This is a genomic window from Leclercia sp. LSNIH8, from assembly GCF_002920195.1.
Lineage (GTDB): Bacteria > Pseudomonadota > Gammaproteobacteria > Enterobacterales > Enterobacteriaceae > Enterobacter.
The window spans coordinates 724,821-741,640 of record NZ_PQJY01000002.1 but is presented as its reverse complement, the minus strand read 5'-3'; the positions used below and the strand labels follow the sequence as shown (position 1 = coordinate 741,640).

General features: G+C 54.2%; 13 protein-coding genes, 1 tRNA gene, 2 rRNA genes and 1 pseudogene. 4 read left to right on the top strand and 13 right to left on the bottom strand.

Annotated elements, in window-relative coordinates; all coding sequences use genetic code 11:
• The first annotated feature begins 3 nt into the window (after nt 1–3).
• The 3 genes from rrf (C3406_RS08520) (at nt 4) to rrf (C3406_RS08510) (ending at nt 368) form a co-directional block, all read left to right on the top strand.
• Nucleotides 4–119: ribosomal RNA gene (gene rrf, locus C3406_RS08520) — 5S ribosomal RNA — on the top strand.
• Nucleotides 120–133: 14 nt separating this feature from the next.
• Nucleotides 134–209 (top strand) — tRNA-Thr (locus C3406_RS08515).
• A 43-nt stretch (nt 210–252) separates the two neighbouring features.
• Nucleotides 253–368: ribosomal RNA gene (gene rrf / locus C3406_RS08510) — 5S ribosomal RNA — on the top strand.
• A gap of 101 nt (nt 369–469) precedes the next feature.
• Here rrf (C3406_RS08510) and C3406_RS08505 read toward each other — a convergent pair.
• The 7 genes and pseudogenes from C3406_RS08505 to C3406_RS08475 all read right to left on the bottom strand — a co-directional run bounded on the left by C3406_RS08505 (nt 470) and on the right by C3406_RS08475 (nt 9,843).
• Complete coding sequence (locus tag C3406_RS08505; protein ID WP_103824982.1) at nt 470–1,228, bottom strand: amino acid ABC transporter ATP-binding protein; 759 nt, start codon at nt 1,226–1,228, stop codon at nt 470–472.
• A 7-nt stretch (nt 1,229–1,235) separates the two neighbouring features.
• Nucleotides 1,236–2,339: an amino acid ABC transporter permease gene (locus tag C3406_RS08500; RefSeq protein ID WP_103824981.1), complete on the bottom strand. Its 1,104-nt coding sequence runs from the start codon at nt 2,337–2,339 to the stop codon at nt 1,236–1,238.
• 9 nt (nt 2,340–2,348) lie between these two features.
• Nucleotides 2,349–3,530 carry an amino acid ABC transporter permease gene (locus C3406_RS08495; protein WP_103824980.1) on the bottom strand — a complete coding sequence of 394 codons (1,182 nt, stop codon included), beginning with the start codon at nt 3,528–3,530 and terminating at the stop codon, nt 2,349–2,351.
• A gap of 68 nt (nt 3,531–3,598) precedes the next feature.
• Nucleotides 3,599–4,624 carry an amino acid ABC transporter substrate-binding protein gene (locus tag C3406_RS08490; RefSeq protein ID WP_103824979.1) on the bottom strand — a complete coding sequence of 342 codons (1,026 nt, stop codon included), beginning with the start codon at nt 4,622–4,624 and terminating at the stop codon, nt 3,599–3,601.
• Nucleotides 4,625–5,040: 416 nt separating this feature from the next.
• The gene (locus tag C3406_RS08485; protein ID WP_103824978.1) at nt 5,041–5,262 is read right to left on the bottom strand and encodes a lipoprotein; all 222 of its coding nucleotides are present in this window, start codon (nt 5,260–5,262) and stop codon (nt 5,041–5,043) included.
• A 318-nt stretch (nt 5,263–5,580) separates the two neighbouring features.
• A pseudogene (locus C3406_RS08480) lies at nt 5,581–8,636 on the bottom strand (efflux RND transporter permease subunit).
• Nucleotides 8,637–8,703: 67 nt separating this feature from the next.
• A complete protein-coding gene (locus tag C3406_RS08475) occupies nt 8,704–9,843 on the bottom strand; it encodes an efflux RND transporter periplasmic adaptor subunit (protein ID WP_103824977.1) in 1,140 nt (379 codons plus the stop codon).
• A 393-nt stretch (nt 9,844–10,236) separates the two neighbouring features.
• Here C3406_RS08475 and envR point away from each other — a divergent pair, with 393 nt between their 5' ends.
• Complete coding sequence (gene envR, locus C3406_RS08470) at nt 10,237–10,875, top strand: acrEF/envCD operon transcriptional regulator (protein ID WP_103824976.1); 639 nt, start codon at nt 10,237–10,239, stop codon at nt 10,873–10,875.
• Nucleotides 10,876–10,885: 10 nt separating this feature from the next.
• On the opposite strand, the gene C3406_RS08465 is transcribed toward envR, so the two are convergent.
• The 6 genes from C3406_RS08465 to prmA form a co-directional block, all read right to left on the bottom strand.
• Nucleotides 10,886–12,967: a putative bifunctional diguanylate cyclase/phosphodiesterase gene (locus C3406_RS08465; RefSeq protein WP_103824975.1), complete on the bottom strand. Its 2,082-nt coding sequence runs from the start codon at nt 12,965–12,967 to the stop codon at nt 10,886–10,888.
• A 127-nt stretch (nt 12,968–13,094) separates the two neighbouring features.
• A complete protein-coding gene (locus C3406_RS08460; protein WP_039030652.1) occupies nt 13,095–13,259 on the bottom strand; it encodes a DUF2556 family protein in 165 nt (54 codons plus the stop codon).
• Between the two features lie 199 nt (nt 13,260–13,458).
• A complete protein-coding gene (gene fis / locus C3406_RS08455) occupies nt 13,459–13,755 on the bottom strand; it encodes a DNA-binding transcriptional regulator Fis (protein ID WP_000462905.1) in 297 nt (98 codons plus the stop codon).
• A gap of 23 nt (nt 13,756–13,778) precedes the next feature.
• A complete protein-coding gene (gene dusB / locus C3406_RS08450; protein ID WP_103824974.1) occupies nt 13,779–14,744 on the bottom strand; it encodes a tRNA dihydrouridine synthase DusB in 966 nt (321 codons plus the stop codon).
• Between the two features lie 330 nt (nt 14,745–15,074).
• Nucleotides 15,075–15,815: a carbonic anhydrase gene (locus C3406_RS08445; protein WP_103824973.1), complete on the bottom strand. Its 741-nt coding sequence runs from the start codon at nt 15,813–15,815 to the stop codon at nt 15,075–15,077.
• 120 nt (nt 15,816–15,935) lie between these two features.
• Nucleotides 15,936–16,817 carry a 50S ribosomal protein L11 methyltransferase gene (gene prmA / locus C3406_RS08440; protein ID WP_103824972.1) on the bottom strand — a complete coding sequence of 294 codons (882 nt, stop codon included), beginning with the start codon at nt 16,815–16,817 and terminating at the stop codon, nt 15,936–15,938.
• Nucleotides 16,818–16,820 lie beyond the last annotated feature (3 nt).

Sequence of the window (16,820 nt, the reverse complement as noted above, 5' to 3'; positions counted from 1 at the left end):
TTGCCTGGCGGCTGTAGCGCGGTGGTCCCACCTGACCCCATGCCGAACTCAGAAGTGAAACGCCGTAGCGCCGATGGTAGTGTGGGGTCTCCCCATGCGAGAGTAGGGAACTGCCAGGCATCAAATTTAGCGTGCTGATATGGCTCAGTTGGTAGAGCGCACCCTTGGTAAGGGTGAGGTCCCCAGTTCGACTCTGGGTATCAGCACCACTTTATACTTAGGTTAAAGTTCGGCAAGAAGTAAAAGAATTTGTCTGGCGGCTGTAGCGCGGTGGTCCCACCTGACCCCATGCCGAACTCAGAAGTGAAACGCCGTAGCGCCGATGGTAGTGTGGGGTCTCCCCATGCGAGAGTAGGGAACTGCCAGACATCAAACAAGTGAAAAGGCCATCCGAAAGGATGGCCTTTTTGCATTTCTGCGCCACAAAAGCCATGGCCCGACGCGTACAGCGCCGCCGGGCCAATCAACATTAGTGGATAACCTGCGACAAAAACGCGCGCGTACGTTCTGATTTCGGGTTGGAGAAAAATTCATCCGGCGGTGCCTGCTCGACAATTTCTCCGCGATCCATAAAGATCACTCGGTCCGCCACGGTTCTGGCGAAGCCCATCTCGTGCGTGACGCAGAGCATGGTCATTCCCGATTCCGCCAGGCCTATCATCGTATCCAGAACCTCTTTCACCATCTCGGGATCGAGCGCTGAAGTCGGCTCATCAAACAGCATAATTTTAGGTTTCATGCACAGAGAGCGGGCGATGGCCACGCGCTGCTGCTGCCCGCCCGAGATCTGCCCCGGAAATTTATGAGCGTGTTCAGCAATGCGTACCCGCTCCAGATAGTGCATGGCAAGTGCCTCCGCTTCTTTTTTCGGCATCTTACGGACCCAGACAGGCGCCAGGGTGCAGTTTTGCAGAACGGTCAGATGGGGGAATAAATTGAAATGCTGGAAGACCATGCCCACCTCCTGGCGAACACGCTCAACGTTGCGGATGTCGTCATTCAGCTCGATACCATCTACCACAATCCGGCCTTGCTGATGCTCTTCCAGATGGTTGATACAGCGGATCGTTGTTGATTTACCCGAGCCTGAAGGCCCACAAAGGACAATACGCTCGCCTTGTTTCACCTTCAGGTTAATGTTTTTCAGCACATGAAATTGCCCGTACCACTTATTCACGTTATCCAGCGTAATCATCGCGTCAGCGGGGGTCATAGTTATCTGGCTCATAGGTTCCTCAGTGCGGTGTACGCCCGGTGTTAAAGCGCTTTTCCAGATGCTGGCTGTAGCGCGACATGCTAAAACAGAAAATCCAGTAGATAAGTGCTGCAAAAACGTAGCCTTCTGTCGACATGCCCAGCCACGCCGGGTCGACGGTAGCCTGCTGCACGCTACTGAACAGATCGAATAATCCAATAATGATCACCAGACTGGTGTCCTTAAACAGCGCAATGATGGTGTTCACCAGGCCCGGGATCACCAGCTTCAGCGCCTGGGGAAGGATCACCAGTCCCTGCGTTTTCCAGTAACCCAGCGCCAGCGATTCGGCTGCTTCATACTGGCCTTTGGGGAGCGCCTGCAATCCGCCGCGCACGACCTCGGCGACATAAGCAGACTGGAACAGAATGACACCGACCAGGGCGCGGATCAGCTTGTCGATGGTAGTGCCTTCCGCCATAAACAGCGGTAGCATCACGGAAGACATAAAGAGCACGGTGATCAGCGGAACGCCGCGCCAGAACTCAATAAAAATTACCGAGAGGACGCGCACGACCGGCATGGTTGAGCGGCGACCCAGCGCCAGTAAAATCCCTAATGGCAGTGCGCCGGCAATCCCTACCGAGGCGATAATGAGCGTCAGCGTCAGACCGCCCCACTGGCGGGTTTCAACGCGATCCAGCCCCAGCACACCGCCATACAACAGCCCCCAGACGAGCAGGGGATAAATCACCGCCCAACAGGCGATGTATCGTCCCCGATGGGGTAACCTCTTCCAGAACATGGGAACGACAGAAAGCAGCCCGATAACCAGCGCAAGGTTAATGCGCCAACGCTGATCGTGGGGATAGAGCCCATACATAAACTGGCCGAAGCGCTGATGAATAAAGACCCAGCAGGCTCCCTCTTTTGTGCAATCGGCGCGGGTGGTACCGATCCAGTTAGCCTGCAAAAAAGCCCAGTTAATGAGTGGCGGGATAAGCTCCCACATCAGCCAGAAGCAGAACAGGGTGAGCAAACTGTTGCTCCAGCTGGAGAACAGGTTTTTACGAGCCCAGTTAATGATGCGTCCGTTGCCGGTTGTGGCCGGACGCGCAGGGTGAGACAAGACCGCTTTTGTCATCATGGTTCCTTAGCGTTCAACCAGCGCGATACGACGGTTGTAGATATTCATCAACAGTGAAATGGTCAGGCTAATAATCAGGTAGACCGACATCGTAATGGCAATGGTTTCTATTGCCTGGCCGGTCTGGTTAAGAACGGTTCCGGCAAACAACGAGACCATATCGGGATAGCCGATCGCCGCCGCGAGAGAGGAGTTTTTCACGATGTTGAGATATTGGCTGGTCAGCGGAGGGATGATCACCCGCAAGGCCTGGGGGATGATGACCTGGCGCAGAGTGACCGGATTGGGAAGCCCAAGGGAGCGAGCAGCCTCATGCTGACCATGGGGAACGGCCTGAATACCGGCGCGAATAATCTCTGCGATAAAGGCTGAGGTATAGATGGAGAGCGCCAGCGTCAGGGCGGCCAGCTCCGGGATCAGTACCATGCCGCCGCGGAAGTTAAACCCCTTCAGCTGCGGAACATCCCAGTGCATTGCCGGGCCAGCTATTGTATGCGCCAGCCACGGCAGGATCACCACTAAAACCAGGGTGACGGGCCAGGTGCGCCGTAGCTGGCCGGTTTTAATCTGATGCATGCGGTTGTAGCGAAACAGCGCAACCGAAACGCCAATTACGCACGCCAGCGCGGCCAGCAATGCCAGCATCCCTTCGGCAATCTGCGGCGCGGGGATATAGAGACCGCGGTTGCTTAAAAAGGCCAGATCGAACGCATCCACCGCCTGACGGGGGCCTGGCAGGTTGCGCAGGACGGCGAAATACCAGAAGAAGATCTGCAGCAGCGGGGGAATGTTACGGAAGGTCTCGATATAAAACGTGGAGAGCTTACGCAGCAGCCAGTTATCCGAGAGACGCGCGAGCCCGAGGAAAAAGCCCAGCAGAGAAGCAAACACAATGCATAACGCTGAAACCAGCAGGGTATTCATCAGGCCGACAAGGAATACGCGGCCATAGGTATCGCCTTCACCGTAATCAATTAAGTGCTGAACAATGCCAAACCCTGCACTACGGTCAAGGAAGGCAAAGCCCGACGTAATGCCGCGTGTGCTGAGGTTGGTAACAGTGTTGTGGAACAGGTAGATCGCGACGGCCAGGACAGCGAGAACAGCGAGGATCTGAAACAGCCAGGCGCGAACCGCAGGATTAGAAAAGGAGAGAGCTCCTTTCAGGGCTAAGCGGCGATGGAACATATAAAACCTCGGGTAACCATGACTCTGGACTGGGCACTGCGCTGGCAGTGCCCGTTACAGCAAGATGCTTAGCGTACTGGCGGCGCGTATTGAATGCCGCCATTGTTCCAGAGGTTGTTCTGCCCACGGCTGATCTTCAGCGCGCTCTCAGATCCAACGTTACGCTCGAAGATCTCCGCGTAGTTACCCACCTTTTTAATGATGTTGTACGCCCATTTGTTATCCAGCTTCAGATCCTTGCCGTAATCTCCTTCTTTGCCCAGCAGATGGGCCATATCAGGCGTGGCCGGATTAGCCGCCTTCTCATCGACGTTCTTTGAGTTGACCCCCATCTCTTCCGCGTTGAGCATGGCGAACAGCGTCCAGCGAACGACTGCGTTCCATTCATCATCCCCGCGACGGACGACCGGCCCCAGCGGCTCTTTGGAGATTACTTCTGGCAGGACGATCCATTCCGCCGGATTGCTCAGCTTGATCCGCAGCGCATAAAGCTGAGACTGATCCGAGGCCAGGGTATCGCAGCGGCCGGACTCCAGCGCTTTGGCGGATTCGTCAGAGCGGTCAAAGGTCACTGGGGTATATTTCATGTTGTTGGCTTTGAAATAGTCGGCGACGTTCAGTTCAGTATCCGTACCCGCCTGAATACAGACGGTGGCACCATCCAGCTCCTTCGCACTTTTGAGGCCCGCTTTATTGTGCGTCAGGAAACCAATGCCGTCGTAATAAGTTACACCGGTGAAGGTCATTCCCATCCCGGCATCACGGGATGAGGTCCAGGTGGTATTACGCGAAAGCATATCCACTTCGCCGGATTGCAGGGCAGTAAAGCGCTCTTTCGCCGTCAGCGGGGTATATTTCACTTTGGTGTCGTCGCCGAATACCGCAGCGGCAACGCCACGGCACACGTCGACATCGATACCGGAGAATTTACCGTTGGCATCTGCATAGGAGAAACCCGGCAGACCATCGCTGATCCCACATTGCACGAAACCTTTCTGCTTAACGGCATCCAGAGTCGCACCTGCCTGAGCCTGGCCGGTCATTGCAACAAGCACACCTGCAGCGGCGAGGCTGGCCATCATCATCTTTTTCATAATGCATCCTGTGTAGCGAAAAATTATCGTTATAGTGAAGCGCTTATAAACGCTTTAACCTGTCTGTGGCTGTGGCCGACGTTAATAAAGCAAACGCGATGCCAGTTTTGCATTTGACGTAATAAACGATTACGCAACGCGTAAAGCTGAGTGTAGACAGTGATAATTAAATCGAGCGCCCTGAAATGGTGCGAAATTACAACCTGCGCCACAATTCAGAGCAAAAGTCTGATTAAGAAACGAGAAAATTAAGGGAGGGGGGATGGCGTGAATATCAGAAACCAGAAAGGTGTGAATAACATCACGTCGGCACTCTGAAAGGAAAATAAAAAAGCAAAAGGATGTGAGCAAATTCAGATTTAATTATTAACCTGAATTGGGAAAGCAAAAGCGCGAACGAATTCGCGCTTTCTGGATTACTTGGACACGGCAATGATGCCCAGTGTCAGGCCAGCTAAAGCCGCTGCGCCACCTGCGATTGCCCCTGCGGTTTCCCAGTTATCCTGCGTGGTACCCTTCATACAGGTATTGGTGTGAACCAGTCGGCCCTGATCGTCGTACACCGGTACGCACGGAGAGTCATGCGCGCAGCCCGCAAGCAGCGCGGCAAGGAGTGCAACCGAAATGAATCTTTTCATGGTGTTACCTCAAAATGAAATCTAACTTTGCGATATAGTCAGTACGGTCTTTTGCAAAGCTGAGGGTTATATTACCACCGCTTAAAAATAGCGATGAAGAGTGAATAATCTCAAATTATTTGGATTGTAAAAAAGATGGAGAAATCCCTCTTGTGCACGCTAATTATGGAGAGATAAGGGAGGCGAATTGATTAAATGCGCAAGTTAAAAATCGCAAGCAAACAATTCATTGGCGCGCTAATTAATAAGAAAATGAAATGGATAAGAATAATTTTGTGTTTATTATCATGAATAAAGGCGCCGGAGCGCCTTTATCTATTACTGTTCCTGATGACGCGTAAAGCGTCGCCGCACTACCACAAAGAAGACCGGCACAAAGAAGATTGCCAGCAGGGTAGCTGAAAGCATACCGCCCATCACGCCGGTCCCCACGGCGTTTTGCGCGCCGCTGCCCGCTCCGTGACTGATGACCAGCGGCAACACGCCAAGGATAAATGCCAGCGAGGTCATGAGGATAGGACGAAGGCGCATGCGTGATGCCTCCAGCGTGGCTTCAATAATCCCTTTCCCCTCTTTCTCCATCAGATCCTTAGCAAACTCGACAATCAGGATGGCGTTCTTTGCCGATAGACCAATGGTGGTGAGCAGCCCCACCTGGAAGTAGACGTCATTATTCAGCCCACGCAGGGAAGCGGCCAGCAGGGCACCAACCACCCCTAATGGCACCACCAGCATTACCGAGAAAGGAATCGACCAGCTCTCATACAGCGCCGCCAGGCAGAGGAACACCACCACCAGCGAGATGGCATACAGGGCAGGCGCCTGGTTGCCGGAGAGCCGTTCCTGATAAGACATGCCTGTCCAGTCGTAACCGATGCCGGTTGGCAGTTTCGCCGCCAGTTTTTCCATTAGCACCATGGCTTCACCGGTACTCTTGCCGGGCGCGGCTTCCCCGAGGATCTCCATGGAAGGGCTGCCGTTATAGCGCTCCAGGCGCGGTGAGCCGTAGATCCAGTGCGACTGGCTGAACGCGGAGAGCGGCACCATTTCACCGTTGGCGCTGCGGACATAGAGACGATTAATATCCTCCGGCAGCATCCTGAAGTGGGCATCCGCCTGGACATAGACTTTCTTCACCCGGCCACGGTCGATGTAGTCATTGACATAGGTTCCCCCCAGCGCGGTGGAGATGGTCTGGTTGATGTCCGACACGCTCACGCCCAGCGCTTGCGCTTTTTCCTGATCGATATCCAGCTTGAACTGCGGGGTATCTTCCAGCCCATTGGGACGCACACGTACCAGCATATCGCTGTGCTCTTTGATCATGCCCAGTAGCCGGTTTCGCGCCTGCGTTAGCTGGTTATGTCCCAGGTTGGCCTGGTCAATCAGTTCAAAATCGAAGCCGTTGCGGTGCCCAGTTCGATAATGGCGGGCAGGTTGAACGGGAAGACCAGCCCGTCTTTGATCTGACTAAAGGCCCGTGTTGCCCGGCTGACGATGGCCCCAACGCTGTTTTCCGCACCCGGGCGCTCCTCCCAGGGCTTCAGGCTGATAAACGCCACCCCGGCGTTTTGCCCCTGGCCGCTGAAGCTGAAGCCGTTAACGGTAAACACCGATTCTACGTTGGCCTTCTCATTGTTGAGGTAGTAGTGCTCAACCTGATCCAGCACCTTCTGGGTGCGGCTTTGCGTCGCGCCTGCCGGGAGCTGCACCATCGTCATAAACACGCCCTGATCCTCTTCCGGCAGGAAAGAAGTGGGCAGGCGCAGGAACAGCACCGCCATGCCGCCGACAATCAGGACATAGACCACCAGGTAGCGGCCCGTCTTACGCAGAATATGGCTCACGCTGTTGCTGTAATGGGCCACGCTTCTGTCGAACAGGGCATTAAACCAGCCGAAAAAGCCGCCTTTGTTCGCATGATGCTCGCTGGGGGCCTTTAGCAAGGTGGCACACAGAGCAGGGGTCAGGATCAGCGCCACCAGCACCGAGAGCGCCATCGCCGAAACAATGGTCAGGGAGAACTGGCGATAAATCGCCCCGGTGGAGCCGCCGAAAAAGGCCATCGGGATAAATACCGCTGAGAGCACCATGGCGATGCCGACCAGCGCCCCCTGAATTTGCGACATCGATTTTTGCGTCGCCTCTTTTGGCGGGAGTTTCTCCTCCACCATCACGCGCTCGACGTTTTCCACCACCACGATGGCATCATCCACCAGCAAGCCTATTGCCAGCACCATACCAAACATGGTCAGGGTGTTTATCGAGAAGCCAAACGCCGCCAGTACCGCAAAGGTGCCCAGCAGAACCACCGGCACGGCAATGGTCGGGATGAGCGTGGCCCGCAGGTTTTGCAGGAACAGGTACATCACGAGGAAGACGAGAATGATGGCTTCAAACAACGTCTTGACCACTTCATGAATGGAGATCTTCACGAACGGCGTGGTGTCATAGGGGTAGACCACCTTCAGCCCCTGCGGGAAGAAGGCTTGCAGCTGCGCCAGTTTGCTTTTGATCGCCGCGGCGGTATCCAGCGCGTTGGCACCGGTAGCGAGCTTAATACCGAGCCCGGTTGCCGCCTGACCATTGATTTTGGTCACCATGTTGTAGTTTTCACCACCTGGCGCAATGCGGGCGACATCTTTCAGATGCACCATCGACCCGTCCTGGTTGACCTTCAGGGTGATGTTGCCGAACTCCTCTGCGGTTTTCAGGCGCGTCTGGGCGATGATGGAGGCGTTGAGCTGCTGGCCCGGCACCGACGGCGTTCCGCCGAGCTGGCCGGCGGCAATCTGGTTGTTCTGGGTTTTTAACTGGTTAATCACGTCCAGTGGCGTCAACTGATAGGCGTTCAGCTTATTCGCATCCAGCCAGATACGCATCGCATATTGGGCGCCAAACAGCTGCACATCGCCCACCCCGGAGGTGCGGCTGATAGCATCCTTGACGTTAGAGGCGACATAGTCGGAGATATCTTCCTGGCTCAGGTTCTTATTGTCCGAGACAAAACCGGCCACCAGCAGGAAGCTGCTGCTCGATTTCTCTACGCTAATCCCTTGCTGCTGCACTTCCTGCGGCAGTAACGGCATGGCCAGCTGCAGCTTGTTCTGCACCTGTACCTGAGCGATATCCGGATCGGTTCCCGACTGGAAGGTCAGGGTGAGGGTAACACTGCCCGCTGAATCGCTGGTGGAGGACATGTACATGAGGTTATCGATACCGTTCATGTTCTGCTCGATAACCTGGGTCACCGTATCCTGCACCGTCTGGGCATCCGCGCCGGGATAGGTCGCCGAGATAGCCACGGCAGGCGGCGCAATGGTGGGATACTGCGCCACCGGCAGCTTCAGGATCGCAAGCCCGCCCGCCAGCATCAGGATAATGGACAGCACCCACGCAAAGATTGGGCGCTGAATAAAGAAGTTAGCCATGCTCTGTTCCTTATCGCACTTTCTGCGCAGCGGTGTCCGGCGTTGCCACCACCGCGACGCCAGGACGTACTTTTTGCAGCCCGCTGATAATCACCCGGTCGCCTTCCTGTAGGCCGTCTGTAACCAGCCATTGATCGCCAATCGCCTGAGGGGCGACAACGTTACGGGCTTCAACCTGGTTTTTACTATTGACCACCATCACGCTGGCCTCACCGCGTGGGGTGCGCGTAACGCCCTGTTGTGGAACCAGAATGGCGTGCGGCTGGGTGCCTTCATTAATGCGCGCGCGGACAAACATGCCGGGCAGCAGGATATGTTGCGGGTTGGGGAAAATAGCCCGCAGGGTGATGGAGCCGGTGCTCTCATCCACGGTGACATCTGAGAATTGCAGCGATCCTTTTAACGGATAGGGCTGACCGTTTTCCATCAACAGCTGTACGCTGCTGGTGCCTTCGCCGGTCTGCAGGCTGGACTGCTTGAGACGCATAAAATCGTTGCTGGACTGTGTAACATCGACATAAATCGGATCAAGCTGCTGAACCGTTGCCAGCGCTGTGGCCTGTCCGTTCGCGACCAGGGCACCTTCGGTGACGCTGGATTTACCGATCCGCCCGCTGATAGGCGACGTCACTTTGGTGTACGCAAGGTTGATGCGCGCGGTTTCGACGGCGGCTTTGGCTGCAATCACCGAGGCATCAGCCTGACGGGCATTCGCCACTGACTGATCGTACTCCTGTTTGCTGACGTACTGCGTGCCGACCAAGGGTAAATAGCGTTTTACCGTCAGGTGAGCAATGCTGGCGGCAGCCTGGGCTTTTGCCAGTTCCCCTGAAGCACTATCAAATGCTGCCTGATAAGAGGCGGGATCGATCTGATACAGTGACTCGCCAGCTTTCACATCGCTGCCTTCAGTAAAGTTGCGCTTCAGTACAATGCCGCTGACCTGCGGGCGAACCTCGGCGACGCGGTAAGCATCGGTCCGGCCAGGCAGCTCGGTGGTCACCTCCAGCGGCGCACTCTTCACCACATGCACCACGACCTGGGGTGTCGGCGGCTGCTGCGCCTGGCCTGCATGATCATCACAACCCACAAGCAATGCGGCACCGATGATAAAACCGGATAAGGGTAAAAACCTGAAATTAGGCGTCATGACTATTCCTTCAAAATCATCAATCCGCATTAACCGACACGGTTAAGCGTTAAATAGAGGTAAACGGAAAAGGGCGGGCGCCATAATAAAGAATGGCCGTGCGGGTTTTTGATTTATAAGTGCGGAGAATGAACTGAGGATAAAAAAAAGAGCAGCGAGTGAGCGTAAACAATGATATAGCACGTCCGGCTATGTATTGCTGGCCGTTTTGCTTTAGATGCATTCATGTATTTTATGAATTGAATGCCTGGTAAATATCATCATGGTTTATAAGTTAGGTGAGTTAACTTTTTTTGTTCATATTTATTTTCCTGACTGATAGATAATTCCTGCTCCGACGATTATTGTCGTTGTTTAATAAAAGTAACCAATCCGTTAAACGAGTGATTTTCTATGGCGCGCAAAACCAAGGCCGAGGCGCAGAAGACACGGCAGTTATTGATTGAGGCGGCAATAGAGCAGTTCGCCACACGGGGTGTCGCCAACACGACGCTGACGGATATCGCCGATGCTGCCTGCCTGACACGGGGAGCCGTTTACTGGCATTTCACCAGTAAAGCGGAGATATTTAACGCTATCTGGCAGGAGCAACGCCCGCTGCGCGAGATTATTCGCGGTCAGCTGTCGCAGGCAGAAGAGAGCGATCCGTTATTAATTTTGCGTGAGCAGTTTGTTACCGCTTTGCAATATATTGCCCAGGATCGGCGCCAGCGGACTTTATTGCAGATCCTGTATCACAAATGTGAATTTGATGAGGATATGATTTCAGAAACCCAAATTCGCGAAAGGATTGGATTCAATTATGAAAACGTCCGTGAAATATTGCAGAGAGGCATTATGCTTGGCAGCATCTCCGCGCAGATCAATATCGACACGACGTTAATTGTTTTGCATGGCTTTTTTTGCGGGCTGATTAAAAACTGGTTAATGAGCCCGGAACACCTGGATCTCTACCGGCAGGCTCCGGAACTGGTCGACAATATTCTCTCAACGTTGCCGATAGCCCATAGAGAATACGACACCGCCTCATAGCGGCATCGCGTCAGATTTGCTGCGTCAGCATGGCCTGCGGATCGCGGCTCAAAGCGTTGATAGCTTGTGCCGTGACGGGTTTACCCAGCAGATAGCCTTGTAGCGTATTACATCCCAGATTGGTCAAAAAGGTCTGCTGCTCTTCGGTTTCCACCCCTTCGGCAACCACCTTCAGATTGAGCGTTTTTGCCAGCGCAACAATGGCGGAAACGATGGTTGCATCATCACCTGTGCTGTTGAGATCTTTCACAAACGCCCGATCAATTTTCAGCTCGCAGGCGGGCAGCATTTTCAGGTACAGCAGGCTGGAATAGCCGGTGCCAAAATCATCGATCGAGGCTTTTACCCCGGCCTGAGTCAACTCAGTCAGCACCCGGACGCTCTCATCGGGGTTATTCATGGCCGTGGTTTCGGTCACTTCCAGAATCAGGGTATGCGGCGGAATACGGTGTCGCGCCAGGCTGCCCATCACTGTCTCAACCAGCTGGGGCTGTTCAAACTGCAGCGTAGAGAGGTTCACCGCCATCGACCATTCAGTATGGCCGTCAAGATGCCATACGCGCAGCTGGCGGCACGCTTCATCAATTACCCAGTTGCCGATAGGAATAATCAGCCCGCTTTTTTCTGCCAGCGGCAGGAACTGGTCGGGAGATAACAAGCCCTGGACAGGATGTTGCCAGCGCAGCAGGGCTTCAAAGCCGACAATGGGGCCCATCGGCGCCTGGAACTTAGGCTGATAGACCAGATGCAGCTCCTTGCGCTCCAGCGCCAGCCACAGATCGTTCATTAGCTGTAGCTGATTTTGCGCCAGGGTATTCATCGACGGCTGGAAGAAGTGATAGCCGTTACGCCCCATGTGCTTGGTGTGATACATCGCCGCATCGGCGTTGAACATCAGTTCGCGCTGGTTTTTGCCGTCATGGGGATAAATAGCGATGCCCACGCTAAGCGTCACTACCACATCGTACAGCTCAAGGCTGAAAGGCTGATCGATAACGTGCACCAGCGAGCTGGCGAGTGATGCGGCATCGTTGGGAGAGTCGATCTCGGCCAGCAGCACAAACTCGTCGCCACCAATACGAGCGAGGGTGTACTGGCCCTTCAGGGGCTGTTCCAGACGCTCAGTCACGGCAACCAATAGCTTATCGCCCGTATCATGGCCGTAGGCATCGTTAACAGCTTTGAAGCCATCCAGATCCATAAACAGCAGGGCAAACAGTTTGCCTTCGCGATCGGCTTTGTTGATCGCCTGCTCGAGACGATCTTCCAGCAGTACGCGGTTCGGCAAGCGGGTCAGCGTATCGTGCAGCGCCAGTTGGGCCAGCTCGCGGTTGGCTTCCGCCAGCGATGAGGCGAGAAGGGAGGTGCGGGCCTGCAGCCGGGCATCAAACATAGAAACCAGCAGCGTAATACCCAGAATAGAGAGCGCCACAACGCTCACCAGCACCGCCAACCAGCTGCCGTTCACCCCCTGATGATGCATATGCACCTGAAGCGGAAACTGGGCCGCTTTCATGCCGGTGTAGTGCATGCCGGCAATCGCGATGCCCATCAGCACGGCAGCGCCCGCACGCATCAGCGCGACCTGGGCGGCATCCCGCCGTAAACGGAACGTCAGCCACAGGGCGGCCAGCGAGGCGAGGAGGGCGATAACCACCGACAGCGCAACCCAGCGCATATCCCAGACGATAGCGGGCGCTACCTGCAGGGCTTTCATGCCGGTGTAGTGCATCGCCACGATACCTGTCCCCAGGATCACCGCGCCGGTAAACAAGCGGCGTTTGCGTAAATGATCGCGGCTCACCAGCCAGAGGGCAAACAGCGAGGCGCCAATGGCGATCAGCATGGAAAGACCTGTTTTTGGCAGGTCGTAATTCATCCGCATGGAGATATCCATCGCCAGCATGCCGATAAAATGCATGGCCCATATCCCGATACCCATAGCGATCCCCCCGCCCGTCAGCCAGATATGTGCCGCGACGCCGGTACTGCCGGCAACCCGCCCTGCCATATTCAGCGCGGTATAGGATGCAAGAATGGCGACAACAAAGGAGATAACCACAAGAAGTTGGTCGTATTGGCTAACCAGCATGATCTCATCAACTCATACGCAGTGGGGTATTACGTGATACCGGGTGAGACGGGCTGAGACATTATCATCCAACAGAGATGCCTCAAAGGTTTTTAAAACCGCACATTTTTCGAGGAAAAGCAGGCGTTTAATCCAGATCCGAGCAATTAACCAGCTTAAGCGGATTAACCGAATTCATGTTGCGGCATTGGTCCGTTTCCGTAGACATCAACTCAATCCACTGCATTAGCAGCGCATCGAAAAGGAAAACGCTAATCGCGAAGACGACTAACCACCAATACTTACGGATCATTCGGAATTTCCGGAGACAATTGACAAGAGTGCAGGAAATATACACGAAAAATAGCGGCTGAGAAGTGGGCTGAGAGATGTTTACGTTTCGGGGGATAATGGTGTGAGAAGCGTTAAAAAACGAGGGAAGGCCAGGCATAAAAAAGGCGCTTCCCCATGCCGGTTCGCGCCTTTTTAAACAAGCATTTAGCTAATCGAAATTAGTTCATGCCGTATTTTTTCAGTTTCTTACGCAGCGTACCACGGTTGATGCCCATCATCAGAGCAGCACGGGTCTGGTTACCGCGGGTGTATTGCATCACCATGTCCAACAGGGGCTGTTCAACTTCAGCCAGTACCAGCTCATACAGGTCGTTAACGTCCTGACCATTCAGTTGAGCAAAATAGTTCTTCAGTGCCTGTTTAACCGAGTCACGCAGGGGCTTTTGAGTTACCTGGTCCTGAGAGTTAACGGTGGAAACGGTCAGTACGTCAGAATTTACGCGTTGTTCGAACATAGTTCTGTCAGCTCTTTATTTCATTACGCAAGATTTTCGAAGTATGCCTCCAACGCCTCCAGCTGTTCGCTGGCATCCTCTATGGCGTTGAATGTGCGCCGAAACTGGTCATCCGGAGCGTGTTCCTGGAGATACCAGGATACGTGTTTACGCGCAATTCGGTACCCTTTAGCCTGACCATAAAAGTCGTGCAGTTCCCGAATATGTGCGCATAGCAAGTGCTTAACCTCTGCCAGCGGCAGCGGGGCAAGCAACTCCCCAGTGTCCAGATAATGCTGGATTTCCCGAAAGATCCAGGGTCTTCCCTGAGCTGCACGTCCTATCATCAGAGCATCAGCCCCTGTATAGTCGAGCACAGCTCTGGCTTTAAGCGGGTCAGTAATGTCGCCATTCGCGATAATCGGAATGGAAACTTTCTGCTTAACTGCCCGAATGCTGTCGTATTCAGCTTCACCGTTGAACAAACAGGCGCGGGTGCGTCCATGTATGGTCAGGGCCTGAATGCCACAGTCTTCGGCCAGTTGGGCAATCTCTACACAGTTACGGTGATCCGGCGACCAACCCGTGCGAATCTTTAACGTAACAGGAACGTCCACTGCGCTGACAACCGCGGTCAGGATTGACTTCACCTGATCGGGGTATTGCATAAGGGCTGAACCTGCAAGCTTGCGATTCACCTTTTTGGCCGGGCATCCCATATTGATATCAATAATCTGGGCGCCACTTTCCACGTTGATACGCGCGGCATCTGCCATCTCTTCAGGCACGCTCCCGGCGATTTGCACGGTGCGGATACCTGGTTCGTCAATATGCACCATCCGAAGACGGGATTTATCGCTTTCCCAAACCTGCGGGTTAGACGACATCATCTCTGAAACGGTTAATCCTGCTCCCATCTCATAGCACAGCGTCCTGAATGGTCGGTCGGTAATACCTGCCATAGGTGCTGCGATCAGGCGATTTCTGAGCTGGTGGTTTCCGATGCGCATGAGTTAAGAAATGACCATACTGTGACTGCAAGGCGGCGTATCTTACGCATTTTTTGCACGAGATGAAAGGCCAAACTTTGAACAATCCCCTGTTGCAGATCATGGAATCACAGGCGAAGCTATTGCTGTGTAAATATAATTTATTTAAATCATGCATTTAATGAATTATGCTGTTTTTATGACCGCTTACAATTTCCCAAAACTTCTCGTTTATTCTTAATGAATGAAACCTCCCGGCGAGATAATCTGCTGTTTTTAACAGCAGATTTCCCCTGTTCTTTGCGATCTGCGTCGCATTTTAGAACATCATGTCAGGACGGGGATTGTGCATTATTCAACCACAATACGACCGTGGAGCGACTGTACCGGGCGGTTATTATTGTGATGCAGCGTATGACGGAATTTTTCCAGCTGTGTGGCTGAGAGCGTCAGGGGATGCTTCATGACTATCCAGGTCACGCCTTCAGAGCAGGGCGGGGTGGTCAATGAACCGCTAAAGCGCCAGTAGGTTTTATCCGCTGGCAGCAGATGGTCCAGATCCAGATGTTCTGTTATGGCGGTCGACTCTTCCGGCTGCGCAGGCATGGCGCGCCACAGTTTTTCCAGTTGCGGATTGGCGGCCCCCTGCTCAAACATCACGGCGACGACGGCGATCTCACCTTCGTCATTCTTGTGTACCAGATGCATTTCCATCGCGTATGTTTTGCCCTGCACAGTATTTTCACTGGGGGCATGGAAGTGGAACTGCTGTAGCATCCACTTTTTACCGTCGAGGGTAATGCTGTCCTGGGTATTGATTTTTTCGCCTGCCTGAATGGTATGGCCGTTGTTAATCAACGTGGCCGGGCCGTCCGTATAGTGAGTGACCAGCGGGTTGAGGTGGGCTTTCAGCGTTGAGTCAATATTGATTGGGGATTGGTTCATCCCGGTCCGGCAAGTCTTCCAGGCTTCATCCAGCTCGCCCCAGTGCTCGGGGGCGCCTTCCCCTTCGTAACTCCAGTGTGAAGCGTATCCTGAAGCGGACATGATACTCAGTGTCAGTAGCGCGGCCTTGCCAATACGTCTGGTCATAATATTCTTCCGATGAATTGTATGTAAAATAAGACATATACTTCGAAGGGATATTATTACGAGGCTAAACGCTTGTAAACGCGGTAAAAACTGCGTGGCCAGAACGGCCACGCGGCAGGATTACTTCTTACAACCCGTAATACGGCACCACTCCTCTTTCTCAACCACCGGGTCGAGAGCGAAAAGCTCGGTGTAGGCTTCGCATACGCTTTCTGCCTGGCTGGCAAGGATACCGGAAAGGCCCAGCAGACCGCCCTCAACGGGCAGCACGCTGATTAACGGTGCCAGCTCACGTAACGGGCCAGCCAGAATGTTCGCGACCACCACGTCCGCTTTCATGGCTTGCGGCTGGTCATTCGGCAGATAGAGTTCAAGACGATCGGAGACACCGTTGCGTTCGGCGTTATCGCGACTGGCCTGAATCGCCTGCGGATCGATATCGATCCCAATCGCTTTTGCCGCACCCAGCTTCAGGGCCGCGATGGCGAGGATCCCGGATCCGCAGCCAAAGTCGATCACCGTCTTGCCATCCAGATCCAGGCTATCCAGCCACTGCAGGCACAGAGAGGTGGTCGGGTGAGTACCGGTACCAAACGCCAGGCCCGGATCGAGCATCACGTTTACCGCATTTTCATCCGGCACGTCGCGCCAGCTCGGGCAGATCCACAGACGCTTACCGAACTGCATCGGGTGGAAGTTATCCATCCACTCGCGCTCCCAGTCTTTGTCCTCCAGCTGTTCAATCTTGTGCGCAAAACCGGCGCCCAGCAGCGGGTGATTTTCCAGAATCGCGACCACTTCAGCCATATCAGTTTCGGCGTCAAACAGGCCGATGACGTCGGTATCGCCCCAAAGACGCGTTTCACCCGGCAGCGGTTCAAACACTGGCGTGTCATGCGTGTCCTGGAAAGTGATGGAGACCGCTCCGGCCTCCATCAGCGCATCGCTCATCTCTTCGGCGTTAGCGCCGGTCGTATTCAGTTTTAATTGGATCCACGGCATGGC

Excerpts from the sequence above, each read along its gene's own strand:
- C3406_RS08505 (WP_103824982.1), bottom strand. The coding sequence starts at position 1,228 with ATGAGCCAGATAACTATGACCCCCGCTGACGCGATGATTACGCTGGAT.
- C3406_RS08500 (WP_103824981.1), bottom strand. The coding sequence starts at position 2,339 with ATGACAAAAGCGGTCTTGTCTCACCCTGCGCGTCCGGCCACAACCGGC.
- C3406_RS08495 (WP_103824980.1), bottom strand. The coding sequence starts at position 3,530 with ATGTTCCATCGCCGCTTAGCCCTGAAAGGAGCTCTCTCCTTTTCTAAT.
- C3406_RS08490 (WP_103824979.1), bottom strand. The coding sequence starts at position 4,624 with ATGAAAAAGATGATGATGGCCAGCCTCGCCGCTGCAGGTGTGCTTGTT.
- C3406_RS08485 (WP_103824978.1), bottom strand. The coding sequence starts at position 5,262 with ATGAAAAGATTCATTTCGGTTGCACTCCTTGCCGCGCTGCTTGCGGGC.
- C3406_RS08475 (WP_103824977.1), bottom strand. The coding sequence starts at position 9,843 with ATGACGCCTAATTTCAGGTTTTTACCCTTATCCGGTTTTATCATCGGT.
- envR (WP_103824976.1), top strand. The coding sequence starts at position 10,237 with ATGGCGCGCAAAACCAAGGCCGAGGCGCAGAAGACACGGCAGTTATTG.
- C3406_RS08465 (WP_103824975.1), bottom strand. The coding sequence starts at position 12,967 with ATGCTGGTTAGCCAATACGACCAACTTCTTGTGGTTATCTCCTTTGTT.
- C3406_RS08460 (WP_039030652.1), bottom strand. The coding sequence starts at position 13,259 with ATGATCCGTAAGTATTGGTGGTTAGTCGTCTTCGCGATTAGCGTTTTC.
- fis (WP_000462905.1), bottom strand. The coding sequence starts at position 13,755 with ATGTTCGAACAACGCGTAAATTCTGACGTACTGACCGTTTCCACCGTT.
- dusB (WP_103824974.1), bottom strand. The coding sequence starts at position 14,744 with ATGCGCATCGGAAACCACCAGCTCAGAAATCGCCTGATCGCAGCACCT.
- C3406_RS08445 (WP_103824973.1), bottom strand. The coding sequence starts at position 15,815 with ATGACCAGACGTATTGGCAAGGCCGCGCTACTGACACTGAGTATCATG.
- prmA (WP_103824972.1), bottom strand. The coding sequence starts at position 16,817 with ATGCCGTGGATCCAATTAAAACTGAATACGACCGGCGCTAACGCCGAA.